Below are 26075 nucleotides of genomic sequence, written 5' to 3'. Positions count from 1 at the left end.
AGCGCAATTTATAGCCACGAAGAATCGTCACGTTGAGGAACACAGCCGTGGATGCCGGGAAGCAGCAACAGATTTTAGGTTATTTCCTAGAGGAGGCCAAAGAGCACCTCGAAACCTTAGAAAAAGGATTCTTAGAGCTGCAAGCTACTGTAACAGACCAAGAACGGGTTAACGAATTGTTTCGAGCCGCCCATTCTGTTAAAGGAGGCGCTGCAATGCTGGGTTTCAACAGCATTCAGCAAATTTCTCACAGGCTAGAGGATTGTTTGAAAATCCTTAAAGAGAATCAAGTTAAGGTCGATCCAAAGATAGAAGCTCTATTTTTAAAGGGGTATGACGCCCTCAAAGACTTGCTCGAACGTCTCCAAGGACCATTTGGCTTGCGGGAGGAAGAAGGAGATCGCGTGGTTCAAGAAACCGAACCGGCTTTTACTCAACTTCAAGATTATTTGAACAGCCGGATCGCTGGAGGCGCGTCCGATGAAGCGGGTACAGACGCGAGTGTTTTTGGTGATCAAGTGGTGAGTGTTCTTAAACAGATGTTACAACTGTTTAAACAAAAAGAAACGCCAGCCAGTCGCCAGCAGTTACAGAAATTGTGTGCCGGCTTAGCAAAGATGGATGCCGGTGCGGAAACTTGGCTCAAACTTGTTAAAACTGCTCATAAAGCAATTTCTCATCCACAGCATTCTTATGCGATCTTGGCTCCTTTTGTGATTAAAGAACTCAAGCAAGCCAGTGATTTAGTCGTCGTTGGTAAAGCCGAGAAAATTGCACCCAGTTACAGTTTGCAGCAACTAGCAGCCGGTGCACCGGCTGCCGGTTTAAAGCAAGTCGTTGTGGTTGTAGAACCCAAGGCAGCAGCAAAAACGCTGATCCAAGCCTTTAGTAAAGAGCAGCTGGTGCAGTTGGTGCAGTTACTTCATAAAGCCACGAAGTAAAACAGACTTGACGCTTTGCAAGGGCTACTTCAATTAACAGGAAAGAAAGATTCCTGAATTGTTTAACGGGTTGGCTAATATCTACAAAAAATAACTCCCCCATCTCTATAAAAGTTCAGAGAGGGGGAGAAATAGTAAAAATCAAATTTGATTTTTACTAAGGGGTAATTTTACAAATGCCGGTATTACAGGCCACCGTTGTTAACGATATAGACTGTGTTGCTCTCTGGGAAGCCTAAGCTGTATCCAGCGCCTTCTACTAAATCCACCTGCAATTCGTCATAGGGGGGTTCCGGTTCGCTGCCGATGTCATTCAACGCTGTTACCGTCACAAAGGCATCGCGCTGTTCAGGTGCGAACGTCACAGTATTGCCTAATTGGACGTAGTCAATACCCGGGGTGGCGCTACTGGTGCCGGCAACCGCATAATTTACCGTTAGGGAGCCACTGAGATCACCCAGACGCTGGATGAGGAATGAGCCGGTGCTTAGGTCAGCTTCTTCAGCCCGATCATCAGATGCGAAGATGACCATCGTCGGAGTTTCGTTGTCCTTAATGTTGACAGTGGCATCTTTTAAAGGCCCAACACTATAGGTCGTAGAATTGGATAAAGTCAGCTTGACCGACTCAGTTAGCTCCACAGTCGCATCATCAACGGGATTTAAGGTAATGTTGGCAGTGGACTGACCCTCTGGGATGACAATCGTACCCGTCAAGGCGTCATAATCATTGTTCACCTTCGCTGAGCCGCCGCTCGTGTAATTAACTGTAAGATTGCCGGTGGTGATAGGATTTCCGGCACCGTCCCGGCGGCTGACTGTGTAGAGACCCTGATCTGCCCCTTCCCTGGCATTGGGGTTAGCGGCAACGATCTCAACAATGGGAACGTCATTGTCAATAATTGACACCGAGGCTGTATTTTTCGTGGCATCGACGTTGTAGCCGGTAGAAGCAGTCAGCGACACATCCACCGTCTCAGTGCCTTCTAATAGCACATCATCAATCGGCGTTACCGTCAGGGTTGCCGTGCTATTTCCCGCAACAGTAATTTGACCGACCAGATCGGCGGGGTTGGAAGAGGTGACGGTGTAATCTGAGTTATCGGTGGCGGCTGTGCCGGCAACGGTGTAATTCACCACGACAGCGGTTGCGCCACTATTGGTAATGGTAAATCCGCCCGTCGTTTGGCCCTGTTCTGCTGCCGTTGCGTCGCCAGTGGCCACAATCGAGACAGTGGGAACGTCATCGTCGGCAATATTTACAGCAGCCGTAGCCTGGGTGCCAATCGTCGCACCGCCTGTGGGGGTGCCTAATGTCGCAGTCAGGGTCTCATTGCCCTCAACCAGCACGTCCTGCGTAATCGCAATGGTCACGGTTTGCTCAGCCGTTTGCCCGTCAAAGAATCTGACAGTGATGGGAGTGTTGGTGTAATCTACACCGCCGATGGCTGTGCCATCTGCCAGGGTTACGGTGGCGGTTACCTCTCCCGCACTACCGAGGGTACGTTTCACCGTGATCGCGGCTGAGGTGGTGCCGTCTTCGTTGATCGTGAAGGTTGGCGCAGTAAATTCGAGAACACCAGGCTTATCATCGTCAACAATCGTCAAAGTGGCGGTATTTTGAGCACCGATGTTTGCCCCAACAGCATTCCCTAACGTTAAAGTCACCGTTTCATCCTCCTCGTTGGGAGTAGTATCAGGGGTAATCGGAATTATTACTGTCGCTGTTTCTGCGCCATCGGCGAAAGTAACTTCAGTGGGTGTAGCATTATCGTAATCTTCGCCCGGTGTGGCTGTGCCGCCGGCTAGTGTGATCTGTGCGCTAGCTTCCCCATCACTCCCGCCGGTGCGGGTGACGGTAACTGCGACGCTGATCGGTGTCCCATTTTCATTGTATTGGTAGGCTGCCGCACTAAACTGTAGGGTGCCAAGGGCCGGCGGCGCAACTTGGCCAGGGGGTGCGGGAGGTGCCGGCACGAAATCCTCTTGAGTGATGGCGGCGACGTTCACATTGTTGAGGACGAGCAAAAACTGGCCCGTCAGCTTATCTTGAATGACGGTGTTCGCTGCGTTTACGTCTGTGCCTTGAAAGATATTGAGATCGGTAAACGCCAGACCAGAAGCCAGCTCAATAAAATCAGTGGTGTCTTCAAAGTCTGTTACGAAATCTGCAATGGTGACGGTTGCGCCTCCACTTTCTTTAGAAATGCCAAAAATATCGCGTCCCTGTCCGCCAGTTAAAGTGTCGCTTCCCAATTCACCGGCGAGGTTGTCATCTCCAACCTCGCCAAATAACTGATCGTTGCCTTTACCGCCCTGTAAACTATCGTTACCCTGACCACCATAGGCGCTATCGTTGCCTTCGTTGCCATAGACAACGTCGTTGCCTTGGTTGCCATAGAGAGAATCATTACCATCTCCCCCAGCGACTAGGTCGTTGCCGATATCACCTAACATGACATCGTTGCCTTGGTCGCCATACATTTGGTCGTTGTCTTGGCCACCTCGCATTGAATCGTTGCCTTGGCCGGCATACATATCATCAGCTCCTTGGTTGCCAAACAACTGATCGTCGCCCAAGTTGCCAAAGATATCGTCATTCCCATTGCTGCCGACTGCGGTATCATTGCCGGCCCCGCCGACGATCACATCCTGAGCCAGATCGTTGCTCAAAAAGTTTTCCAGCCCAGGTAAAGGAACCTGTGTATCAAGTTCGATTACGGGTTGAGGAGTGTCTAAGTCCCCTAGTAAAAAATCATTGCCATCAGCGCCATCAAGGGTATCGCCGCCAACACCCCCCCTGAGTGAGTCATTACCGGCACCCCCCACAAGCACGTCATTGCCTTCGTCGCCCAGCAGTCTGTCGTCGTCTTCTTCTCCCTCTAGCCGGTCATTTCCCTCGCCGCCAGAAAGGGCATCGCTGCCACTGCCGCCTCTTACCAAGTCGTCGCCTGGATCGCCAAAAAGTTGATCATCACCCTGCCCACCTGCAACTAAGTCATTGCCGATGCCGCCCCGGCCTGTATCATTGCCCAGACCGCCGTCTATAGAGTCGTTCCCTTCGTTGCCAAAAATATCGTCATTTCCGATATTGCCAAATAGTTGGTCATCGCCTTGCCCCCCAAATAGTTGGTCATCGCCTTCATCGCCGAGCACGGTATCGTTGCCTTGGTCACTGGCAACGAGGTCGTCTCCTTGGCCCCCACTGACACTGTCATCTCCTTTAGCACCAAGGATCGTGTCGTCTCCCTCCAGACCTAGTAGGGCATTAATACCTGAGGCGTCTATAAAGTCATTATTTGATGAGCCGATGATCTCTGCCATTTTGATGCTCCTAACTGCAAACCTTATTTATTTCCGTGTTCCTACTTATTTTGAGAGTATACCCGCATAAAGGTTCAATTTAATCACTTAGGTAGATGCGAAAAATTCGGTTTAAGAATCATTAACACAGGCTTTTATTTACGGACATAAAAGCCCGCAAAATCTCGATTTTGGCAAGATTTCAGCGATTCAGCCTCTCCTGAGTTTTTTCAACTTAGCAGTTAGGCTTGTTGATATTGTTTAAAAGGTTGATTAGACCTTGAGTTTTACATAATAAAAATTTGTTGAGACGGTTATTTTTCTAGAAAAGTTCCCAGGTTACGAAAAAATTAAGAGGGCTGCGGGCTAAAAGGCAAGTCTTGATTAATGGCATCAATTTCTCGCCGTTCCATTTCGTTGATTTCACCTATATAAGACCGCAAAACTTGGCTAAGACGCTGATTGTAAAATCGGTGCAAACTATGGTTTGGAGTTGCAGGAAAGCCGCGTCGTTTCTTGTGCCGGCCCCCAGCCCCCGGATCGAAAGTTTGGATGCCGTGGTTCACAGCCCAGTCAATGGGTGTGTAATAACACGCATCAAAGTGCAGGCAGTCGATTTCATCAAAGCTTCCCCAGTAGCGCCCATAAAGTTGGTCGCCTTTGGTAATACAAAAAGACATTCCTATCGGTTGCCGTTCGTCTGCTTCTGTATAAGCCGCAACAAACAAAACTCGATGCCGATAGTTGTGATGCAACTGTTCAAAAAACCGTTTAGTTAAGTATTTACTTCCCCACCAGCCAAATTTGTCGCAAGTATTTTCATAAAAGCTATACATTTTGGAAAACAGGGGTTTGGGAATTTCATCGCCCGTGAGGGTTAACAGTCGCAGGCCGGCTTTTTCCACGGCTTTGCGCTCTCGTTTGATGTTGCGGCGCTGGTTCGCGTTGAAGGCTCCTAAATAATCATCAAAGCTATCAAATCCATTGTTTTGCCAAATGTAGCTGTGGTGCAGCCAACTTGTAAAGCCGTGGCGTTCAAGAATTGGTCGCCATGCGGGATCGACATATAAAAAATGAGAGCCAGAAATGCTGTTGCGAGCGCAGAAATGGTCAATGGCATTAACCATTAAGCCGGTCATTTCGTCTTCATCTTCTGAAGGGGCGATTAAAAAGCGATAGCCTTCTGCCGGCGTAAACGGACTCATACCGAGCAATTTGGGATAATATTCAATGCCCAGCCGGTGGGCCAAATCTGCCCACTGGTGATCAAAGACAAATTCGCCGTAGCTATGACCTTTGATATAAAGTGGGGCAGCAGCGATCAGCTGCCGGTCTCGCCATACAATCAAGTGATTGGGCAGCCAACCGGCTTTTGCCGTAGCACTGCCAGAGGTTTCCATATTGTTCAGCCATTCCCACTCTAGAAATGGGGTTTTCAGCGGTAAAGCCAAAGCATCCCACTCGGACTGGGGTACAGAGGCGATTTTGTTAATCCACGCAACCGAATAGCTTGGCTTGAGCTGTTCAACCATAGGTGGGATGGGGGGCTAGGGGCTAGAGAGGGAAAGGGGGAGAGAGGGAGATAGAGGCTAGTGTTGGTTTCTCTGTCCTTGCTCTTGTGCAGCGCTTTCCTAATATAGGGTAATGCAATCACTCATCACGCTGCCGGCGATAGTGCAAAAATACTTCCTGTCCAACCGGCTTAACTTCTAACAGTTCCAGACGAGGGGCTTGTTCGGTTAAAAATCCGTTGCCGTCTACGGGGGTTGGGGCTGTCGATCCCCCTAAAATTAACGGACAAACGGTGATCCACAATTCATCAATCAAATCAACGGCTAGCAATGAAGCGATGAGTTCGCCGCCTCCTAAAACTGCAAGACGCTTTAACCCTAAAGTGGCCAGATGTTGTAGGGCTGCGGGTAAGTCTATTGCTTGCTGGGATGTCTCGATGGCCAAAATTCGCTCGAATCCTGGCTGTTCTCGCCACCGGCTTTCTCCCGCAGCGGTAGTAAGCAACCAGCGGGGGATCGGTTGCTGAAAAAATTTTAAGTTGGAGTCAATGTTAGCTGAGCGTGAACACACTATCTGCACCGGCTGGCTGGGTTTGCCTTGTTCCTGGCGCTGTTTGAGGAGTTCGGGGTGGGTGACTCTCATGGCGCTGCCACCGGCACGCAGGGTGCCGGCTCCAAATATCACGCCATCGGCTGTAGCCATTTGGTTTTCCAGGTGGGCTTTATCTGCTGGGGAACCGAACAGCACTTGGTTTCGTGAGGCTTCCGCAATTTTGCCATCAGCACTCATGGCAACAACTACTATTGTCTCAGGGCGCGTTAAATTGTTTTGCATCATCTCGTTATAATCTGTTAATTTTTACGAATTTGCGATTAATCTGCGGATTATTTAGGTTAATATTTCAAGAGAAAGTTGACGTAAATCAATTGCAGTCTTACCACAAAACAGTAGGATTTGTAAAATGCCAAATGCAATTATTTAAAAAAGCCTGTTTACGTCTGGCGAAGTTTTAATAGCATTTTGGTTTTGATCTGTCAAATTATGGGCGGCACACCAAATAGCCCCTATAATTGATTGAAATGTAGTGACTGATGTTGTTGACCAGCCGCTCTGTGCTGGCATAAACACTTCACCTAAGCCCCTAAGATAGTGGTGGATGGATGCCTAATCTATCCGGTCTATTGAAACAATTTCGTTTTACTGAGATCGGTCCGACTTCCTTTCGCAGAATTCTGCTGTCGCGCATCTTACTTCTGAGCGTGCCGGTTCTACTGCTTGGGGAATATGGGACTTACCGAAAGGCACGCTCTGGCCTACTAGAAACTGCCCGCCAGAACCTTTCTGAAAGCGCTGTTAGAAAGGGAGAAAGAATTCAAGACTCCATCAAAGCATTACAAGCGGGACTGATCACAGCCAGTGAAACCACAGCCCTGCAATCAGGTTCGTTAGAGGTATCTAAACAATTTTTAGAGCAGCTGGCGCAACAATTGCCAACCCCGATCCAGTGCATTCAATTGACGAATGTAAAGACGGGCGCAATTGAAGTGAGTACCTGTGGAGTGCAACCGATTGGAGAGCTGCCGGCTAATATGTGGCCTCAGCGGCGTGATCGACTGGTTCCAGAAGCTTCAGATGTGCGAGTCACAGCGCTGCTGCCCAATGTCTCCCAAGAGGCATTGCCGGCGAACCAAACTGCCACAATGAGCGGTGAAAGCAAACTCAGTTTGCTGTTAAGTGCGCCGGTTTACGATCAGGGCACGGGGGAATTGCGCTACGCGCTGAGAATTCAGTCAGCACTGCTTGAGCCAGAGAAGGATAAACCAAGATCTTTATCTGGCTATACGGTGGTGATTGGCCAAGATGGAACGATTCTAAATCATCCGAATGCCAGCCGAGTGGGACGGAACATTCAGCAGGAGAAAGACGCCGAACGACTCAGAAATATGGTGGGTACGGCGCTCAACGGGAAAACAGATTTTGGCCACCTATTTGGGTTTGAAAACAAAGGTGTGGAATTGCTGGCCGGCTATACGGCGATTCCTAGCCCCATTACCAATGATCGCAATCAAAAGTGGATCATTTTAGCCATCACTCGTCTGGATAACGCCCTGGCCGGCTTAGAAGAAATTCAGCACGTTCTGGTGACGCTGATTTTGGGTTTGTTAGCGGCTAACCTGCTGGCAACCGTCTATCTATCTCGCGATCTGGCGCGTCCTTTAGAAAAACTTGGCTACTACGCCCTAACAGTAGAGGGCAGGCGCTCTTTAGATCGAGTTCCCCACAACTTCAAAATCAAGGAGTTCAATCAACTGGCAGAATCGCTCGACAGTATGGTAGAGCGGCTGACAGCGTGGGCGGAGGAGCTAGAAACGGCATGGAAGGAAGCAAAAGTCGCCAACGAACTGAAAAATGAGTTTTTGGCCAATACTTCCCACGAGCTGAGAACGCCGCTGAATGCGATTATTGGGTGCATCCGGCTGGTGCGCGATGACTGCTGTGATGATGAGGAAGAGGAAATGGAGTTCTTGCAGCGGGCGGATGACGCTGCAATTCATTTGCTTGACATTATCAATGACGTGCTTGATATTGCCAAAATTGAAGCCGGCACCTTGTCGGTGATCACTGAGCCGGTCGATCTCCCAAAATTACTCAGGGAAGTCGTAGATTTACAGACAAGCCACATTCAACAGAAAGGCTTGCAGTTAAATTGGCACGAGCATCCAGAAACGCTGATTGTCGAAGCGGATACCGCGAAGCTCAAGCAGGTGCTGCTCAATGTCGTAGGCAACGCGATTAAGTTTACCGATACCGGCAGCATTACCCTGAAGACTCGGATAGAGCCTTGCCAGTCAACTCAGTCAAGTCCCCAAGCAGCAACAGCGGCACCTGTATGCGAGTCTCGTGTGATTGTCGCGATCCAAGATACGGGAATTGGCATCGATCCCACCCAGCAGCACCGGCTGTTTCAACCGTTTGTGATGGTGGATGGCAAGCGAACTCGCAAGCATGGTGGCACAGGATTGGGGCTGGCCATCTCTCGGAACCTAGTTGAACTCATGAAAGGCTCCATTACCCTGCACAGTTCTGGGATAGGCCAAGGCACGACGGTTGAAATTGCTTTGCCGCTGATCGATATGACGCCGTCGCCCTCGCCGGCAGCAACTCAGAAAACGGAAGAAACCCAACCGCACACCGAGCACGCGGATCGACCCTCCCCCGCTTCCGAAATGCCGATCGCAAACCCCAATCCGTCCTAAACCGGCACCGCTAACCCTCCCCGCTTCATTGACTCGGTTAAAGCGCTGAGAATTCGCACCAACTCCACACCCTTCCAACCTGACGAAACAGGGGAGGGTGTTTTTTTGATGGCACAGTTCAGAAAGTGATCGCAAACCCGCGCTAAAGGCTCAGCCGGCTCTAAGCTGAGTACCTCACGAGGCTCAACCGTTGGGGTAAATCCTGTGCCGGTGCCCTCTAAATAACCTGGATATAAGCTCAGCACTGCCTCCGGTGACATTTCATCAAAAATTAAAGTCCCGTGGCTACCCACAACCCCCAACCGTCTTTGTTTATCGGGATTGCACCAGCACAAGTGGATAAACGCTTGAAAGCCGGTGGCATAACTGAGTGTCACCCAGACTAAGTCAGCCAAATTCTTTTCCCCCTCTCGCTGAAGCCAGACAGTGCCGGTGGCTTGCACTTGAGTGGGAACAAGCCCCAGCCAGGTATTAAAAATGTTAATGTCGTGGACGGCCAAATCCCACAAAGCATCAACATCCGAGCGAACCGGCCCTTGGTGGGTGCGGGTGGCATAGCCGTAGCGCAACTGGCCCAGACAGCCCGACTGAATCGTTTTCTCGCCCTGTTCGACCGCTGGGTGAAACAGGTAAGTGTGGTCAACCACCAGAACACAGCCGTGGTGTTCCGCCAGATGGCACAGTTCCACAGATTCAGCGACATTCAGTGTTAAAGGTTTTTCTGCCAGGACGTGGTATCCCTGCGTGAGCGCGTCAGCAATTAAGGCATAGTGAGTCAGTGCCGGCGTTGCGATCACAACCGCCTCAATTGCCGGCAGGTGCCGCACCTGCGCCCAGTCGGTAGCCCAAATTACGCCGGCATCCAACTTCGACCGCTGCTGGAGTACGCTCAAGCGTTCCGGATGGGGGTCTACCACAGCCACAATCCGCGCTAGGGGATGTTCTAGGAAATTGCGAACCAAATGGGCACCCCACCGGCCAGCGCCCAATACCGCAATCCCCATCGGCTTTTCGATTTCAGATGTTAGATTTTGCATTAATTCCTAACTTATAATTGACTGTTCGCCTATTTTTCTTAAATTTCAAACTTTGGCGCGAACGATATGCCGTTACACATCAATAAATGCAACACGGTTCAAGCCTGTAATTGAGTTAAGATGCCGGCTCTTCAAAAGTTTATTACAAAAATTTTCTACAAAATTTTAGAGGTTTAAAAATACAGTCGCTGACTTTTTAATTTTTACTGTTTGTAATATTTAATTTGCTATTGACAGGTTATAATTATCATAATCAGATGGTTGCAAAAATATTATTTACGCACAGATTTCTATTGTAATATAATACCATACAAATTTTTGAAACCCTTATTTTTTCAAAAAAATTATAAAAAATTTCTGCAAGACTCAGCAAAACCGCACATTTTTTGATGTTCATCCATTCTAATCATTCCAACTAATAGAAAAGCTTTCTTTCAAGGCTCAAAATCGGGATGAGATGCCTCATGCAAAGACAAAAAAGCTTCTTGGGCAGCAGCTTGTTGAGCGGCTTTAATTGACCGGCCTTTGCCTTGACCCAACCGGCGGCCTTCCAGCAACACCTCAGCCGTGAATCGCTGGGCATCATCGTGAACTTGCGTCGTTTCCTTAACGCGATAAACCGGCAAAGCTTTGTAGTGCGCTTGAGTCCATTCTTGGAGAGCGGCTTTGTAATTTTGGCGAGCGGGATCAGTGCGAATTTCAGTCGCTAGTTGCTTAAAATGAGAATCCAGCCACGGGCGGACAAGTTCCAGCGTGTGCGTACTTAGATAAAGCGCCGCTAAGACAGCTTCCAAAGAATCTGCCAAACGTGACTCCAAGCCGGCTGTGTCAGCAGCAGCACTATTAGCAACCAGCAAATAACGGTCCCAACCGTAGCTATCAGCGATCCTTGCCAGAGCGCGATCACTCACCAACACCGAGCGAATTGCGGCAAACTCACCCACTTGACAGTCTGGATAAGTTTCTAATAACAACTCTGCCGCCGCCAGACGCACCACGGCATCTCCGACAAATTCTAGTTGCTCATAATTAGCTGCCGGTGAAATTGTCGGATGAGTCAGTGCTAAATCGAGCAGTTGCCATTGCACCGGCGAGTTTTCAGAAAGTCCTAATTTTTGGAGCAGTTTTTGGAGTTGCTTTTGGCGGTGAGGGTGAGTGAGGGTCATGACAGAACAGCTTGATTGGAATTTTAGAGTTTGAAGTTTAAATGTTATCGCCAATTCAAATTCTAAAATCTAGAATTCCAAATAAAAAAGGGGAGAGAGTCGGACATAAGCCGGGTTCTGTTTTCCTAGCTGACGCGCAGCTAAGAAGGCAGCTATCTATCTCCGACGCCTGTTACCAGACGCCTCTAGCGGTACATCTCGACGGAACGGGTAAAAGACCAACCGTAGTTCCTCTGACCTTGCTCCCAACCGGGGTTTACCGAGCCAGCGCCTCTCGACGCTGCTGGTGCGCTCTTACCGCACCTTTGCACCCTTACCAAAACAGCCCTGAGTGCTGAGTGCTGAGTTTAAAGAGACTCACGACTTAGGACTCAGGACGAAGTTTGGCGGTATCTTTCTGTGGCACTTTCCTCACGGTCACCCGCACTGGGCGTTACCCAGCAAGTTTGGTCTTTCGGGAGCCCGGACTTTCCTCAGACGGGTTAGCACGCCCATCCGCAACCACCTGCGCCTACTCTCTCCTTAATTCCAGTCTAATTCCTTGAGGGACTTTTTACGCTTACCGCTTGGAATACCAAGGAAGGGCGTATGTCCACTCAAGTTTTTTGACACTTAACAGGCAATACAAAGCGTAAGAGGGCTTCACCTCCTCAGGACTGGTGGGATCACTCAGCCGCAGCACCAGTCTCAGGGAAAATGAAGTCCAGGGGTTTGTGGAGCCAGATTTTGGCTTGAGCTGAGAGCGTTTGATTAAAGGCGCGGCGGGTTTGAAGGGGCCAATTTCTGACTCGCGTTTCAGGACAGTTTCAGAGGTGAGTTTTTCCTTGAGGTTTTTACCTGGGGCAATTACGCTGTCAACTTGGGGTTGAAACAAATCGTAAGTTAAGCCCTGTGTAAGTCGCACAATTCGCTGTGTTTGCCCATCTGGGCCAATCAGACAGCAGCTTTCCCAATCCACGTCAATGTCATATTCTGGGGAATTATTTTTAATGTTAATGACTAACTCACGCAGTTCCTCGAATTGGTAACGTTCTTTGAAGTCAAATTTAACTTCAACCAGATCGGCAATATCTTTGTCGGCAAGTTGTTGCCTAAAGCTCGCTCGCTCAAATTTAATCGTGATTTGCTCTCCGATTGAGTTGATGGATTGGTAAAGGACGGATGTGACGACTATCACATAAATAGTCAAAATTAGGAGGTCGTATTCAGTCATGACCTAAACGAGCGTTTCTATTGTTGAGTTTCGGGCGAGTAACACGAGCAGCGCGATGATAAAGAACGAAGGGATCGAGGAAGCAATTTTTTAATTGTGTGTGAGGGGGTTAGTGCTAATTGTTCTGACCTTTCTTTGTAAATTTGTCCGCAATTATCGGGATACGTTTTAATTCAAGATTTTAGGATTTAGATATTTGAGCTAAATCTAATTAATTTTTGACAGCACTATTAGATGCCTCAAATATTAACTTAAAATCTTGCTATATTAAGGTTTCTTCTTAATTGCAGAAAAATTCTCAAACCAGCCCCGTTTCCAGAAAAAATAGACCAAACCAAAGGCAGTTGTAAACATTACTACCCAGCAGAGCGGATAGCCAAAATACCAATTCAGCTCTGGCATATTCCAAGGTGATGTTTCTACATTAAAGTTCATGCCGTACACGCCGGCAATAAAGGTCAGGGGAATAAATATACTAGAGACAACAGTTAAAAGTTTCATGATTTCATTCATTCGGTTACCCATTGAAGAGAGATAAACATCCATCAAACCTGAAGTTAGCTCTCGATAAGTTTCTACCATATCCATGACTTGAACGGCGTGGTCATAACAGTCTCGCAGGTAAATTCGCACGGATGGGCTGAGCAGATCGCTGCCATCTCGAATCAGGGCATTAATTGCATCTCGCTGTGGCCAAATAGCGCGACGCAATGCAAGTAATTCGCGTCTGACTTGATAAACTTTTTCTAATGTTTGGCGAGTTGGGTTCATTACGACTTCATCTTCTAGTTCGTCAATGCGCTCACCATAATCTTCTAACACGGGAAAAAAGCCATCAATAATTGCATCTAACAAAGCGTAGGCTAAATAATCTGCCCCACTTTTGCGAATACTGCCGCGATTTGCACGAATGCGTTCGCGCACCGGCCCAAAACAATCGTGTTCTGGTTCTTCTTGCACCGTGAGTAGGTAATGTTTCCCTAAAACCAAACTGACTTGCTCAATCCAAAAACCGCCTGTCTTTTCTTTGGGCATCACCATCTGAGTAATGATCACTAAGTGGTCATTATAATCAGCGACTTTCGGACGTTGAGGCACGTTAACGATATCTTCTTGGGTGAGGGGATGCAAATTAAAAACTTGACCGAGTTTGCGCCAAGTTTCTTGATTGCCTAAACCCAGAACATCCACCCAAGAAACTGACTCGGTATCTAAGTAGGGCGCACAAGCTTCGGGCGTGGTAACTTTGTGCCGGCTGGCATTGGCTTCGCAGTAATCTATCAGCACAATATCGGGAGGCGGGGCATTTGGTTCAAGGTCAAGGGTGCCCGGTAAACTGCCTGGTTTATCAAAGAAGTAATCAAAGTAATCTTCTTCTTCCTCGTCAGCTTGGATTTCGAGTTGGGAAGGTGATATGCGGTTTTCTGTCATGTTATGTGACCTGAACAGATTTGCACTCGTGATTTTAAGCGATTTATCCTAAATTCTGTGTATCTATTGGTTACATTTACAGGGCTGCGCTCAAGTTCCCCTATCAAAAAAGCAGCTTGCCAGGAAAGGCAAACTGCTTCTATTGTTCAGCAATTAATTACTCTTGACGAGTGACTGCTGACGGCTAAGTGCTGAGAATTACATCATTCCCATGCCGCCCATGCCGCCCATGCCGCCCATGCCACCCATGCCGCCCATGCCACCCATGCCGCCCATGCCGCCCATGTCAGGCATACCGGCACCTTTCTTTTCAGGCCGTTCGACAACGAGGGCTTCGGTGGTGAGAATCATACCGGCAATTGAACCGGCATTCTGTAGGGCTGAACGCACGACTTTGGCAGGGTCGATGATGCCGGCGGCGAGTAAGTCTTCAAACTTGCCGGTGGCGGCATTGTAACCCATGTTGAACTCTGAGTCGCGCACTTGCTCAACAATGACGGAACCTTCCACGCCGGCATTATCGGCAATTTGACGCAGGGGGGCTTCCAAAGATTTGGCGACGATTTCTGCCCCAATTTTTTCTTCGCCAGTCAACCCGGCTTTGAACTCATTCACTTTTTTGACCAAGTGAATCAGGGTGGAACCACCACCGGGCACAATGCCTTCTTCTACAGCGGCTTTGGTGGCGTTGAGAGCGTCTTCAATCCGCAATTTCCGGTCTTTGAGTTCGGTTTCAGTTGCCGCACCCACTTTAATCACGGCTACGCCGCCAGCGAGTTTAGCAATGCGTTCTTGCAGCTTTTCTTTGTCGTAATCCGAATCGCTTCTTTCTAATTCTTTCCGCAATTGGGCGATCCGCTTTTGCACGTCGGTTTTGTTGCGATCATCGGTGCTGGAGACGATCGTTGTCGTGTCTTTGGTGAGCGTTATCTTCTGGGCAGTCCCTAGCATCGTTAGGGAGATATCGTCAAGGCTGAGACCGACTTCTTCGGAGATCAGCTGTCCGCCGGTGAGAACGGCGATGTCTTGCAGCATGGCTTTGCGGCGTTCGCCAAATCCAGGGGCTTTAATCGCGCAGACGTTGAGCACGCCTCTGGCTTTGTTGACAACCAAGGTGGCTAAGGCTTCGCCTTCTACATCTTCGGCAATGATCAGCAACGCTTGGCCGGCGCGGGCGACTTTTTCAAGCACCGGCACCAATTCCTGAATTACGTTAATTTTCTTATCGGTAATCAAGATGCGGACGTTTTCATATTCAACCACCATCCGTTCTTGATCGGTGACGAAGTAGGGAGAAATGTAGCCGCGATCAATCTGCATCCCTTCCACCACATCCAATTCTGTGGCGATGGATTTAGATTCCTCAACGGTAATGACACCGTCTTTGGTGACTTTATCCATTGCTTGGGCAATCATTTTGCCGATTTCTTCATCGTTGCCGGCTGAGACGGTTGCAACTTGTGCAATTTCGCTGCCTTCCACCGGCTTAGCAATCGCCTTGATTTCTTCAACCAAGAAAGCGATCGTCCGTTCAATTCCTCGCCGCAAACTCACAGGATTTGCGCCGGCGGCGACATTCTTCAACCCTTCGCGTACCAAAGCTTGAGCGAGCACGGTGGCTGTGGTGGTGCCATCGCCGGCTATCTCTTTGGTTTGCGACGCGACTTCCCGAATCAGCCGAGCGCCGGTGTTCTCCAGAGGATCTTCTAATTCAATTTCTTTAGCAATCGTAATTCCATCATTAACAATTTGAGGCGCACCGTACTTCGACTCTAGCACCACGTTGCGGCCCTTGGGTCCCAGGGTAATCCGCACCGCATCGGCTAGGGCGTTGAGTCCCTTCTCCAACGCCCGCCTAGATTCTTCATTAAATGCAACAATTTTAGCCATGAGTCGTTTTTTTTAGTTCTCCAAGTAGACAATTTAGCACTCCCAGGTGTTGAGTGCTAAATTTTTGAGTGTGGAGCACCGAACAAAGTTGAGCGGATTTTAGCCCATAGGGCGTTAAGCTGCTAGGCAAATCAGTTTTTCTGTTGAGATTCGGGGGAGAGACGAATAGGGAATGCTGAATTAGATGGGCGTTAGCTTAGTCGGTGGCAGTGCAGTCAGGGCCATGTAGGGTTGGTTGGCCCTTGTCCGCAGGAGCCAGAATTTTCCCAACTCTGGTATTTTATATAAATAAAATAATTTAATCAATCAAGCTTCTAGTCTTAGGATTTTATTATGACAGCAGAGGAATGGAATTAGGAGCCGGCAAAACTTCGAGTTTTTGCGGTGGGAATTCTGCCATAGGAAAACGAAGATATCTTGGCACCTTATTTTATCAATAGGGTTTACATCTAATTACTTATGACAATTATTCAGATTGGGACGACGAATGGCTCGGTTTCTATTACATCCGGGCGCAAGAGTAAAGGGAAGAAAAACTGAAGCAAGTATCCACAATGGGAAGACGGGCGAGTTTTGGGTTGAATTTAATCTTTACAAAATTTTTACCAAATTCGCCCTTTTTTAGAGAAATGCAAAATGTTGAATTTACAATCCCCCTTACCCATATTAATTCTATAAGTTTCTTTGGCAATTTAGAGAATGTTACATTCCCTAAATTCAGCTTAAAAAACCCCGTTTTTGCCCTTATTTAACTGCCACAGCCTCAAGCTTTTCTAAATCTTGAAACAGCGGTGTACTCAAGTAGCGTTCGCCAAAACTTGGCTGCACCATTACAATCAAACGACCGGCATTTTCTGGACGCTTTGCCACTTGGATTGCAGCGGCTAAAGCAGCGCCGGCAGAGATGCCAGAGAGCAAACCCTCTTCCCGCGCCAGACGCCGGCTATATGCCATTGAATCGTCGTCACTAATGGCGATGACTTCATCAATTAAATCGACTTTCAACACTTCTGGAATAAAGCCGGCACCAATTCCTTGAATTTTATGCGGGCCGGCATATCCCCCAGAAAGCACGGGACTGTTGACAGGTTCAACGGCAATGACTTGAAAACTGGGTTTACGCTGTTTAATCACCTCAGCGACGCCGGTAATGGTGCCGCCGGTGCCAACCCCAGCCACCAAAATATCCACTTCGCCATCTGTATCTGCCCAAATTTCTTCCGCTGTGCTTTCCCGGTGGATTTTAGCATTGGCCGGGTTACGAAACTGTTGCAGCATAAAGGCATTGGGGGTTGTGGCCACAATTTGTTCGGCCCTGGCAATTGCCCCTTTCATGCCTTCAACGCCAGGGGTTAATTCTAGCTGCGCCCCATAAGCTTTCAGCATTGCCCGCCGTTCTTGGCTCATGGTTTCGGGCATCGTTAAGATTAAGCGGTATCCCTTGGCTGCTGCCACCATTGCCAAGGCGATGCCGGTGTTTCCAGAGGTGGGTTCCACTAAAACTGTTTTTCCCGGCTGAATTTCACCGGCTTCCTCAGCCGCCTGAACCATACTAATGCCAATGCGATCTTTAACAGAAGAGGCTGGGTTCATCCCCTCCAACTTCACAACAATTCTGGCAACACACCCTTCTGCTTGGGGAATTCGATTTAGCTGAACTAAAGGTGTGTGGCCAATTAGTTCTGTAACATCATGAGCAATCCGCATAACTGTTTTAAGTTTTGAGTTTTGAATTGAGGGATAGCGTAATTTGCTAAACGCTATATGTAATACATAATATTCAATCGCTGGCAATCATCCCGTTTTAGGCACAAATCCTGTAACGAATAGCGCCGCAAAACTTCTTGAGCGGCTAAATTTGATTCTGCCCACACCTCTTGAAGTGCCGCACTCTCCGGCGTCGGGGCTGAATCCGGCTGTCCTTCGCGTTCAACACTTTGTGGCCCTTCTAAGCAATCGAACACTTCTAACAGTGGAATCTGCCAAGGCGGCTTAGCCAACAAATAACCGCCTTTCGATCCGCGCTGACTGCGGACGAAACCCCCACGACGGAGTGTGGTTAACAGTTGCTCTAAATAACGGTCTGGTATCTGCTGACTTGCCGCAATTTGACTGATCTGCACGGGTTCCCCGTGTCCATACCGGCTGGCAAGTTCTAGAAGTGCCACCATAGCGTACTTGACTTTACACGATAGTTCCATGAGTTGCCATCACCCAAAGGCCAACATCGATTTTTATTATACTACGGTTACCCGATGGAGTTTAAGTATTTTTTCTTGACGAACTGGGCTTGCTCGTGACATACTCCTGATTAACGCTCACTAACTACGGTATGTTTATCGGCTTACCGTAGTTTATCTAATTCAATGAGCGACTGAGCAGATTTGTGCTCAAGTTTAGTCAGAGAGAAATGCTGTGATGAAAAAAATAGTTTTAACCACAATTGACGCGATAAGGACTCCCTTTGAACCCGTGGGTGAAACCTTGTTTTGGTCGGGTTACGGTCTGATATATGGAGCAATTACCGGCTTCATGTTTACAGTACAGATAGAGACGAAACCACGCCGGTTTGCCATCATTTGGCGGGTTGCGGCACTAATTGCCGGCACCCTTACTGGAGCCATTGCAGGAGCGCTTCTCGGTGCGTTTGGGGGAGCTTATTTTAAGGAAACCTCTAGCAGTCGTCGGTGCCAGTTTCCTAATTCTCCAAGACATTCCTTTTAATGGGTTTGCTATTGCTGTTTTAGGGAGAATTGGCTGACGACAAGGAAAGCCGGTCTATATCCAAAAGCAAAAATGATTCAAGCCTTGTTTAACCGGCTTCAATTCTTAAAGCGATATTGAACACAAGAAACTCGAAGAAAATCTTTCCCACAGCGCCATTTTAAAGAACAAATTCATAAATTCTTTAAAACTTAGAATCTTCTCATTAAAGAAATCCTCAATAAATAAGAATTAAAGATGATAGTTTCTCCTGTTTTATTAGATCAGTATCCCAACCGGACGCAAACAACCTTTGCCCGCCGATCTCTACTGCCTTTGAAACCCCATGAAATCTGGCAGATTAAAACCGGCGTGGTGCGGACATTTACCTGGAGTGAAGACGGAACGCTGATTCCCCTAGGATTATGGGGTTCCCAGGATATAGTTGGCAAAGCGCTATCAAAAGCTGAACCTTATACCATTGAATGCTTGACGCTGGTGGAGGCAACTGTTTTGCCGGCAAATAACAGTTACGAATTTATCAAAGCGCTGATCCAGCACACTCAACAGTTAGAAGAATTCTTAGAATTGCGGCATTGCAAACCAATTGATGCCTCTCTTTTAAAACTGTTAACTTGGCTCTCTCAAAGATTTGGTCGTGCAGTTGAGCAAGGACAGCTCATCGATCTGCGTTTGACTCATCAAGAAATTTCAGAAATGATCGGTTCAAACCGCGTAACCGTCACCCGGATGCTGAAGAATTTTGAAAAGCAAGGACTCATCAGCCGGCATCAACAGCGTTATATTGTTGTACCCGACCGGCAGCCGTTTTGGCACTATGAAATTTAAATAAAAGCAGGCAGTTTTAACGCAAAGAGCGCAGAAGTCATTACACAATCCTCTACAAATTGTGTGCATTTCCTTTGCGTTCTGTGCGTTAAATATTGTCAGCCTACGCCATGACCATGCCGCCATCGACATTCATTACTTGGCCGGTAATGTAAGCGGCTGCAGAGTCGGCGGCGAGGAAGCGAACAAGGCCGGCAACTTCCTCTGGTTGACCGTAACGCCCTAGAGGAATGAATTTTAAAATTTCCTCAGATTTGAGGCCGTCGGTCATATCTGTGGTGATAAATCCAGGGGCAACCGCATTGACGGTGATCCCGCGAGAGGCGAGTTCTTTGGCAACGGTTTTGGTAAATCCAATGACGCCGGCTTTAGCGGCGCTATAGTTAGCTTGTCCAGGGTTGCCCATTTGACCGGCAACTGAGGCAATATTAATAATACGACCGGCGCGTTGCTTGAGCATAATTTTACTAACTGCTCGCGTGCACAAGAAAACGCCGGTGAGGTTGAGATCAATCACGGCTTGCCAATCTTCTAGTTTCATCCGCAGCAGCAGGGTGTCGCGGGTAATGCCGGCATTATTCACTAAGATATCGACTCGGCCCCATTTTTCAAGGGTGCCATTGATCAGGGCTTCGACTCCATCCGTTTTAGAAACATCTGCTTGCAGCGCCATCGCACTGCCGCCTGCTGCCTCAATTGCCCCGACAATCTCCTCTGCAGCCGCACTTGAGCTGGCATAGTTGACCGCGATCTTCGCCCCCTCTGCTGCTAATGCCAAAGCGATCGCACGACCAATTCCCCGTGAAGCGCCGGTGACAATGGCCACTTGATCGCGCAACCGCTGCAAACTCTCTGGCAATGCTTCCATTTCCAATCCTCTTGTGACTGTGTAACAAACTAGACCATCTTATCGGAACGATGAAGGGTGAAGGGTGAACTGGATAATTTTGCTATAAATTTGCACTACTACGGGAGAATCTAGGTCTTTGAACGATAGGGTTGGGTTAATTTGAAATCTCAAGTTTAAAATTTAAAATTGTATTAATTATAAGCGTCGTATAACGCCGTCGATATATCATAAAAGTGTTCAAACTAACCGCGTAAAAAGAGGATTTTTATGGCAGTTAAAAAGCAATTCAGCAGCTTTCAAGAATTGTTATCTGGTTCCGAGTTGCCGGTTTTGGTAGATTTTTACGCGCCTTGGTGCGGCCCGTGTCAAATGATGGCTCCGATTTTGGAGGAGGTCAATAGCCGGCTCAAAGACCGGCTGAGAGTTGTCAAAATTAACTCCGATAACTATCCTGACTTGGCAACCACTTATCACATTCACGCTTTGCCAACGCTGGTGCTGTTCAAGAATGGGCAGCCGGTGGAGCGCATCGAAGGGGTTCTGCAAGCTCAACAGTTAATTCAGCGCTTGCAACCCTTAATTTAAAATTTTTGTGAATGACAGACTGTTAAGGGAGGGAAAGAAAAATAAAATTAACAATCCTGGTAAAAGAAGAATTTAGGCTTACAATTGGCTGATAAAGTCTAGATTCAAGCTGAAATACCGACAATTTCAGATATTTACTCGTGATTTTTGCAATCAGCAAGAGTTGCTACTTTAGGGGACAAAAATGAACAAAAAACTAGGAAGCCTTGCATTTGCCACACTGTTAATCACGATGGGTTTAACCCATCGAGTGAACGCTCAAAATGCATCGACGATTGAACGGCTTTTAAACACAGGAGAATGTCGGGGGTGCAATCTGGATGGTCTTGTCTTAGCAGGCCGGCGATTCCTTGATCCCATCATTTTTGAGGGAGCGACTTTAAGAGGTGCAAACCTCAGCGGAGTCTCCTTTTCCTTCGCCGATCTCAGTGGTGCTGATCTCAGAGGCGCTAACCTGAGTGGTGCTGATTTAAGAGGTTCTCTGTTAGTCGGTGCAGACCTCAGAGGCGCTAACTTAGAAGGTGCAAACCTGAGCTTTGCGAACCTCAATAAAGCGCAGCTTGATAATGCCACTCTCGCAAAGGCTAACTTGACAAACGCTCACTTAAGTGCATTTATGCGCCAAGCGAACTTGAGTAACGCGATTCTTCGAGGCGCTCAAATGGGTAATGCAACCCTAGAGTTTGCAAATTTAAGGGGTGCAGATTTCAGACCCTTCGGTGAAGGGGAAGGGATGGTGCCAACGAATTTGCGTTATGACATGAGTACGTGTAATAAGCGGGAAGCCAACGACTTTAGTTCCTGTACAGTCACACCGGCTAACTTGAGAGGTGCCGACTTGAGAGGTGCCAATCTAACGAATGTAGATATGACGGGTGTTAATGTGACCGATGCTATCAGAGACTAAAAAATCCAGGCAGATGGGGAGTCTATCTCCAAGCTTTTAACTTTTTAGGGGTGCCGGCTTGCACCCCTATTTCATTTTCAGTTTTTAAGGTTTAAGCAATTCTACTTGATAAAAAAATAGTTGAGACAATAGCCCTATCAAAGGCCGGTTGGAACTTTTTGTAAGACGCCTTAACAAACCAGTACAGTTCTGCCTATCTTTCAATCTCCCACTGTCGCCGTGTTCAAGGGAGAGTTGAATCTTTTTGTTACCTTTAGAAAAGGTTGAAGGGATTGCTCAATCGCGAACAGCAATAACTCATCGGTAGGGTTCCTGATCTCTCCAAATTCTTTTGTAAAGACGGAATAGTTAGATAGATTTTTTCACGGGAGAAACGCCCCTTCCCCAGGTAGGAATATTTAAGGTTCCAAGTTTTCCATTAAATAAATTTTGGCTTTGAGCTTTTAGGAATGATTATGGCTGCAAATACCGCACACATCAAACGCTTGCTAGAAACCAAACAGTGTCAGGGAGGTGACCTGCGTGATGCTAACATGGCTCGGTTTAATCTCAGTGGTGCTGACTTGAGTGGTGCCAAGCTGTCCTATAGCAATCTTAATGGTGCCACCCTTAGCAATGCTAATTTGAGTGGTGCTGATCTGACTTTTGCCAATTTAGTCGCTGCTGATTTAACAAAAGCAGACCTCAGTGGCGTTGACGGGAAAGGCATCAATCTGCTAGATGCCAACCTCAAAGGGTCTAATATTAGAGGGGCCGAACTGATTTTTGCCAACTGTGTGAATACCAACTTGCAAAACGCCAACTTGAGTGGTGCGGATTTGGAAGGCGCTAATTTAATTGGTGCGGATCTCGAAGGTGCTAATCTCAGCGGTGCGGGACTGAGTGGGGCGAATCTCAGTAATGCAGTTTTAATGGGGGCTAACCTGTCAAATGCTGACTTGAGAGAATGCCAGTTAGTTGGGACGGATCTCAGTGATGCCAATTTGAGTGGGGCTAATCTTTCGAGTGGAAACTTATTAAATGCCAACCTCAGTGGTGCCAACCTAACGGGGGCTAATATTGCCGGCGCTAACCTCAGTGGTGCTCAGTTAGACGGTGCAATAGGACTTTATACCGAAACCCCCGTTACCGTTCGACAACATAATTCGCCCAACTCAGAAGCACCCACATCCGGTTTTTCTTACCCAAATTTTCTCCAGCCAAGTTCGCCCCATGCAAAAACGAATAGCTTGCGTATTCCACGCCCAGGATTGCCCTAGCTGAGTGAGTGAGTGGGGAAAGGCAGAGAGCTTTTTTTACCGGCAACTGGAAAATTAGATGCTTAGTCGCTGACAAAAACCGTCTTTCCCACTTCAATTTTCATCTAACTAAGACCGGCGAATATTAAAACAGCACCAATCTTGCCTGCGCCAGAGGGTAGCCACTATCCAGCCATGTTGCTCTAGCGTATCGGCAACCGGCTTGGCTTGATCTAACAAAACACCGCTAATAATCCCCCAAGTAGTCGGTTTGGCTAACATATCCAGGTGCGGGATCAAGTCAATAATCACTTCTGCCAAAATATTGCAGAGAATGCCATCAACCGGCTCATCTACTAATTTGCCCAAGCGATCCAGACTGCCAAGTTCAAAAACGAGGCGCTTGTTAGAAATGCCATTGAGTTCTCGATTGCTGCGAGCAGATTTTACAGCTAAGGGATCGATATCTACACCGTAAGCCTTTCTTGCACCCAAGAGAATCGCGGCAATCGATAAAATGCCGGAACCGCAACCGATATCAGCAATTAGGGCATCAGTTTTTTCATATCCCAGCCGCATCTCTAATGCTTCTAGACACAGCTGAGTTGTGGCGTGGGTGCCGGTGCCAAACGCTACACCGGGATCTAAGCGTAACAGGTGCCGGCCTGGTTCTTCAGGTAAAGGCAGCCATGCTGGATAGACTAACAACTGATCCCCAATCTCCATTGGATGCCAGTATTGCTTCCAGTTGCTTGCCCAATCTTCCTCATCAATTAAGTGCCACTGCATTGCCGGCGGTGGCAAACTCATACAGAGGGCATCTTGGCGCAGCAACAGAGATAAAGCTGCCAAATCTAATAACTGCGCCTGTTCTTCAGGTAAGTAAGCGCATATCAGGCAGGCATAACCTTTAATTTCACTGGAAGTGCCGCGACAGCCAAACGTTTCCAGCCGCCAGAAGATTGTATCTTCTAGGGCTGGATCGCCCAGAATTTGAATTTCCCACCAGCTATGTGCCAACTTCTTGGAATTAAAAATTAGGAATTGAGAACTGAGAAATGGAGATTGGAAAATGGAAAATCAGCGAGGTTGTGGGATTTCACCACAACCGTAGCTTGCTTGATGAGAAGCGGTGGAATTAAGAAATCAGCATTCGATCAAATAATTTCCCCTGACTCTTTCAAACTTTCTCCCCGCCTAATTCCCTATTTTCCAAGCCTTACAGCGTCACCGTGTAGGCATCACGAATGCCCGAAACTTTGGTAATTTCAGCCAAAATGCCATCAGGTAAGGGATCGTCAAGACTGAGAACCATGACTGCATCACCCCGGACTATTTTACGGCCTACCTGCATACTGGCAATATTGACATTAAAACTACCCAGAAGAGAACCGATTTTGCCAATAATTCCTGGCATATCCCGGTGACGGGTAAACAACATATGGTGAGTGGGGGGCACGTTGATCGGGAACTCATCAACGTTGGTGATCCGAATTTCACCATCTCCGAGGACTGCGCCGGTTACGGAGTGCTCGCCCAGAGAGCCTTTCGCCTCTAGGTGCAACGAGCCGGTGTAGTCACGAACTGAAGCATCGCGTGTTTCCACGACGCGAATTCCGCGTTCCTTGGCTTCAATGCTGGCATTGACGTAGTTAACGCGTTCGCGCAAGGCTTGGGAGAGCAATCCTTTTAGCGATGCCACCACCACCGGCTTGCTTTCACTGGTTGCTAATTCTCCCTGTAAGCGCACATTGAGAAAATCAACGCGTCCCCCTGCTAGCTGGCTCACCAAGTTGCCCAAGGTTTCAGCCAGTTGCATATAAGGTTTGAGCTTTTCGAGTACGTCGGGGTACAAGCCGGGAATGTTCACCGCCGAACGTGCCGGCAGCCCCAGCAGCACATCGCGAATTTGTTCGGCAACGTCGATGGCGACATTGATCTGCGCTTCTGCTGTTGAGGCTCCTAGGTGGGGGGTAAGGACGATTTCCTTAGAAAGTGAACGCAAAGGCGAATCGGCTTCCAGCGGTTCGTTGTTGTAAACATCCAAAGCCGCACCGGCAATTCTGCCTTCTTTCAAGGCGGTTGCCAGCGCCGGCTCGTCAATAATCCCCCCACGAGAACAGTTAATAATCCGGGCGGTGGGTTTCATCTTCGCCAGCGCTTCGGCATTAATTAAGTTAGCCGTCTCTGTTGTTTTCGGGATGTGCAGGGTGATGTAGTCGGATTCGCGGAACAGTACATCGAGATCCACTAAGCGACAGCCCAATTGCTCGGCACGCTCTGTTGAAATGAACGGATCGTAAGCGAGCAGTCTCATGCCCATTGCTTTTGCGGCTGTGGCGACATGGGAACCAATTTTTCCCAGTCCCACGATGCCCAAAGTTTTTTTGTAAATTTCAGCACCGATAAAGGTTTTGCGATCCCACTGGCCACTTTTAACAGATTGGTTGGCGTCGGGAATGTAGCGGGAGAGGGAGAACATCATAGCCAGAGCGTGTTCGGCTGCCGCAATTGTGTTACCTTCAGGAGAATTAACGACGACAATTCCCTGACGAGTGGCTGCCGGCACATCCACATTATCCACACCCACACCGGCACGCCCAATGATTTTTAATTGTGCGCCGGCTTCTATCACCGCTTGGGTGACGCGGGTGCCGGAGCGAATCATTAAGGCGTCGTACTCTGGCATGATCCGCACCAGTTCTTCGGGTGCCAGACCAGTTTTTACGTCAACTTGGGCGACTTGGGAAAGAATATCGATACCGGCTTGGTCAATCGGATCGGAAACAAGAACCTTTGGCATGGTCAGCAGATAGGTTGCAACAGCAAGAGGTGAAAGATCACCGGCAGTGAGCGCAGCCTCTAGCCGCAAGGCATAAGACTGGAGGGCGAGCACAGGAACGGTCTTTTACTCGATGGAAAGGTTTCACCGCAGTAGGTCATTTTAACTGTAATGGAGCCTGAAACTGCCAACTGCCCGAAAGTTTTTACCTTCTGTGGGCGTGACAGGCGGTTCATTCTTATTATCCACTACCGCTTGGCTTTGCTGAGCGCCAGTGGGCTGTGTTTTTGGCTAAAAGATTTGTCCGCTTGTGCGCTGTTAACTAATGGGGGTTTGGCGGTGGATAAGTCCCTCGCTATAAATAAGGAAGGGCGATTTAAAACAACGCAGTTGTTGCGCCCGCTATTTTAGC

At 48.1% G+C, this 26075-nt stretch carries 20 protein-coding genes and 1 other RNA gene; 7 read left to right on the top strand and 14 right to left on the bottom strand.

Features of this window, described 5'->3' with window-relative positions:
* Positions 1-32: 32 nt before the first annotated feature.
* Entirely contained in the window at positions 33-941 is a 909-nt protein-coding gene (locus tag H6F73_RS21045) for an Hpt domain-containing protein (protein WP_199330707.1), read from the top strand.
* A 185-nt stretch (positions 942-1126) separates the two neighbouring features.
* Here H6F73_RS21045 and H6F73_RS21040 read toward each other — a convergent pair whose 3' ends face one another.
* From H6F73_RS21040 to H6F73_RS21030, 3 genes are all read right to left on the bottom strand, one after another.
* Positions 1127-4264, bottom strand: coding sequence for a Calx-beta domain-containing protein (locus tag H6F73_RS21040; RefSeq protein WP_190760726.1), 3138 nt, complete (start codon positions 4262-4264; stop codon positions 1127-1129).
* A gap of 329 nt (positions 4265-4593) precedes the next feature.
* Entirely contained in the window at positions 4594-5775 is a 1182-nt protein-coding gene (locus H6F73_RS21035) for a GNAT family N-acetyltransferase (RefSeq protein ID WP_190760725.1), read from the bottom strand.
* A 118-nt stretch (positions 5776-5893) separates the two neighbouring features.
* Positions 5894-6592 carry a dihydrofolate reductase family protein gene (locus H6F73_RS21030; protein WP_190760724.1) on the bottom strand — a complete coding sequence of 233 codons (699 nt, stop codon included), beginning with the start codon at positions 6590-6592 and terminating at the stop codon, positions 5894-5896.
* Positions 6593-6915: 323 nt separating this feature from the next.
* On the opposite strand from H6F73_RS21030, the gene H6F73_RS21025 reads away from it, so the two are divergent.
* Positions 6916-9012, top strand: coding sequence for an ATP-binding protein (locus H6F73_RS21025; RefSeq protein WP_190760723.1), 2097 nt, complete (start codon positions 6916-6918; stop codon positions 9010-9012).
* Here the strand turns inward: H6F73_RS21025 and H6F73_RS21020 are convergent.
* From H6F73_RS21020 to H6F73_RS20985, 8 genes are all read right to left on the bottom strand, one after another.
* Positions 9009-10049 (bottom strand): Gfo/Idh/MocA family oxidoreductase, encoded by a 1041-nt coding sequence (locus H6F73_RS21020; RefSeq protein ID WP_190760722.1) that lies wholly within the window; start codon positions 10047-10049, stop codon positions 9009-9011. The two genes, H6F73_RS21025 and H6F73_RS21020, sit on opposite strands and share 4 nt — an antisense overlap.
* A gap of 434 nt (positions 10050-10483) precedes the next feature.
* A complete protein-coding gene (gene rnc, locus H6F73_RS21015) occupies positions 10484-11215 on the bottom strand; it encodes a ribonuclease III (RefSeq protein ID WP_190760721.1) in 732 nt (243 codons plus the stop codon).
* A 91-nt stretch (positions 11216-11306) separates the two neighbouring features.
* Positions 11307-11733, bottom strand: an RNA gene (gene rnpB / locus H6F73_RS21010) — RNase P RNA component class A.
* 41 nt (positions 11734-11774) lie between these two features.
* Complete coding sequence (locus H6F73_RS21005; RefSeq protein ID WP_190760720.1) at positions 11775-12428, bottom strand: hypothetical protein; 654 nt, start codon at positions 12426-12428, stop codon at positions 11775-11777.
* A 267-nt stretch (positions 12429-12695) separates the two neighbouring features.
* Complete coding sequence (gene corA, locus H6F73_RS21000; RefSeq protein WP_190760719.1) at positions 12696-13859, bottom strand: magnesium/cobalt transporter CorA; 1164 nt, start codon at positions 13857-13859, stop codon at positions 12696-12698.
* 198 nt (positions 13860-14057) lie between these two features.
* A complete protein-coding gene (groL, locus tag H6F73_RS20995; RefSeq protein ID WP_190760718.1) occupies positions 14058-15749 on the bottom strand; it encodes a chaperonin GroEL in 1692 nt (563 codons plus the stop codon).
* A gap of 744 nt (positions 15750-16493) precedes the next feature.
* The gene (cysK, locus tag H6F73_RS20990; RefSeq protein WP_190760717.1) at positions 16494-17456 is read right to left on the bottom strand and encodes a cysteine synthase A; all 963 of its coding nucleotides are present in this window, start codon (positions 17454-17456) and stop codon (positions 16494-16496) included.
* A gap of 53 nt (positions 17457-17509) precedes the next feature.
* The gene (locus H6F73_RS20985) at positions 17510-17950 is read right to left on the bottom strand and encodes an Rrf2 family transcriptional regulator (protein WP_190760716.1); all 441 of its coding nucleotides are present in this window, start codon (positions 17948-17950) and stop codon (positions 17510-17512) included.
* 217 nt (positions 17951-18167) lie between these two features.
* On the opposite strand from H6F73_RS20985, the gene H6F73_RS20980 reads away from it, so the two are divergent.
* Complete coding sequence (locus H6F73_RS20980; protein WP_190760715.1) at positions 18168-18473, top strand: hypothetical protein; 306 nt, start codon at positions 18168-18170, stop codon at positions 18471-18473.
* 237 nt (positions 18474-18710) lie between these two features.
* Entirely contained in the window at positions 18711-19301 is a 591-nt protein-coding gene (locus H6F73_RS20975) for a Crp/Fnr family transcriptional regulator (RefSeq protein WP_190760714.1), read from the top strand.
* A gap of 103 nt (positions 19302-19404) precedes the next feature.
* Here H6F73_RS20975 and fabG read toward each other — a convergent pair whose 3' ends face one another.
* A complete protein-coding gene (fabG, locus tag H6F73_RS20970) occupies positions 19405-20169 on the bottom strand; it encodes a 3-oxoacyl-[acyl-carrier-protein] reductase (RefSeq protein WP_190760713.1) in 765 nt (254 codons plus the stop codon).
* Between the two features lie 249 nt (positions 20170-20418).
* Here fabG and trxA point away from each other — a divergent pair, with 249 nt between their 5' ends.
* The 3 genes from trxA to H6F73_RS20955 all read left to right on the top strand — a co-directional run bounded on the left by trxA (position 20419) and on the right by H6F73_RS20955 (position 22902).
* A complete protein-coding gene (trxA, locus tag H6F73_RS20965; RefSeq protein WP_190665047.1) occupies positions 20419-20736 on the top strand; it encodes a thioredoxin in 318 nt (105 codons plus the stop codon).
* 184 nt (positions 20737-20920) lie between these two features.
* Positions 20921-21643 carry a pentapeptide repeat-containing protein gene (locus tag H6F73_RS20960; RefSeq protein ID WP_190760712.1) on the top strand — a complete coding sequence of 241 codons (723 nt, stop codon included), beginning with the start codon at positions 20921-20923 and terminating at the stop codon, positions 21641-21643.
* Between the two features lie 455 nt (positions 21644-22098).
* Positions 22099-22902 carry a pentapeptide repeat-containing protein gene (locus H6F73_RS20955; RefSeq protein WP_190760711.1) on the top strand — a complete coding sequence of 268 codons (804 nt, stop codon included), beginning with the start codon at positions 22099-22101 and terminating at the stop codon, positions 22900-22902.
* 108 nt (positions 22903-23010) lie between these two features.
* Here the strand turns inward: H6F73_RS20955 and prmA are convergent, their stop codons facing one another.
* Positions 23011-23901, bottom strand: coding sequence for a 50S ribosomal protein L11 methyltransferase (prmA, locus tag H6F73_RS20950; RefSeq protein WP_190760710.1), 891 nt, complete (start codon positions 23899-23901; stop codon positions 23011-23013).
* Positions 23902-24100: 199 nt separating this feature from the next.
* Positions 24101-25684, bottom strand: coding sequence for a phosphoglycerate dehydrogenase (serA, locus tag H6F73_RS20945; RefSeq protein WP_190760795.1), 1584 nt, complete (start codon positions 25682-25684; stop codon positions 24101-24103).
* Between the last annotated feature and the right edge of the window lie 391 nt (positions 25685-26075).

Source organism: Microcoleus sp. FACHB-68 (genome assembly GCF_014695715.1).
Lineage (GTDB): Bacteria > Cyanobacteriota > Cyanobacteriia > Cyanobacteriales > Oscillatoriaceae > FACHB-68.
This window is presented reverse-complemented; position numbering and strand designations above follow the sequence as displayed.

Coding starts and splice junctions, on each gene's coding strand:
- H6F73_RS21040 (WP_190760726.1), bottom strand. CDS start 4,264: ATGGCAGAGATCATCGGCTCATCAAATAATGACTTTATAGACGCCTCA.
- H6F73_RS21035 (WP_190760725.1), bottom strand. CDS start 5,775: ATGGTTGAACAGCTCAAGCCAAGCTATTCGGTTGCGTGGATTAACAAA.
- H6F73_RS21030 (WP_190760724.1), bottom strand. CDS start 6,592: ATGATGCAAAACAATTTAACGCGCCCTGAGACAATAGTAGTTGTTGCC.
- H6F73_RS21025 (WP_190760723.1), top strand. CDS start 6,916: ATGCCTAATCTATCCGGTCTATTGAAACAATTTCGTTTTACTGAGATC.
- H6F73_RS21020 (WP_190760722.1), bottom strand. CDS start 10,049: ATGCAAAATCTAACATCTGAAATCGAAAAGCCGATGGGGATTGCGGTA.
- rnc (WP_190760721.1), bottom strand. CDS start 11,215: ATGACCCTCACTCACCCTCACCGCCAAAAGCAACTCCAAAAACTGCTC.
- H6F73_RS21005 (WP_190760720.1), bottom strand. CDS start 12,428: ATGACTGAATACGACCTCCTAATTTTGACTATTTATGTGATAGTCGTC.
- corA (WP_190760719.1), bottom strand. CDS start 13,859: ATGACAGAAAACCGCATATCACCTTCCCAACTCGAAATCCAAGCTGAC.
- groL (WP_190760718.1), bottom strand. CDS start 15,749: ATGGCTAAAATTGTTGCATTTAATGAAGAATCTAGGCGGGCGTTGGAG.
- cysK (WP_190760717.1), bottom strand. CDS start 17,456: ATGCGGATTGCTCATGATGTTACAGAACTAATTGGCCACACACCTTTA.
- H6F73_RS20985 (WP_190760716.1), bottom strand. CDS start 17,950: ATGGAACTATCGTGTAAAGTCAAGTACGCTATGGTGGCACTTCTAGAA.
- H6F73_RS20980 (WP_190760715.1), top strand. CDS start 18,168: ATGAAAAAAATAGTTTTAACCACAATTGACGCGATAAGGACTCCCTTT.
- H6F73_RS20975 (WP_190760714.1), top strand. CDS start 18,711: ATGATAGTTTCTCCTGTTTTATTAGATCAGTATCCCAACCGGACGCAA.
- fabG (WP_190760713.1), bottom strand. CDS start 20,169: ATGGAAGCATTGCCAGAGAGTTTGCAGCGGTTGCGCGATCAAGTGGCC.
- trxA (WP_190665047.1), top strand. CDS start 20,419: ATGGCAGTTAAAAAGCAATTCAGCAGCTTTCAAGAATTGTTATCTGGT.
- H6F73_RS20960 (WP_190760712.1), top strand. CDS start 20,921: ATGAACAAAAAACTAGGAAGCCTTGCATTTGCCACACTGTTAATCACG.
- H6F73_RS20955 (WP_190760711.1), top strand. CDS start 22,099: ATGGCTGCAAATACCGCACACATCAAACGCTTGCTAGAAACCAAACAG.
- serA (WP_190760795.1), bottom strand. CDS start 25,684: ATGCCAAAGGTTCTTGTTTCCGATCCGATTGACCAAGCCGGTATCGAT.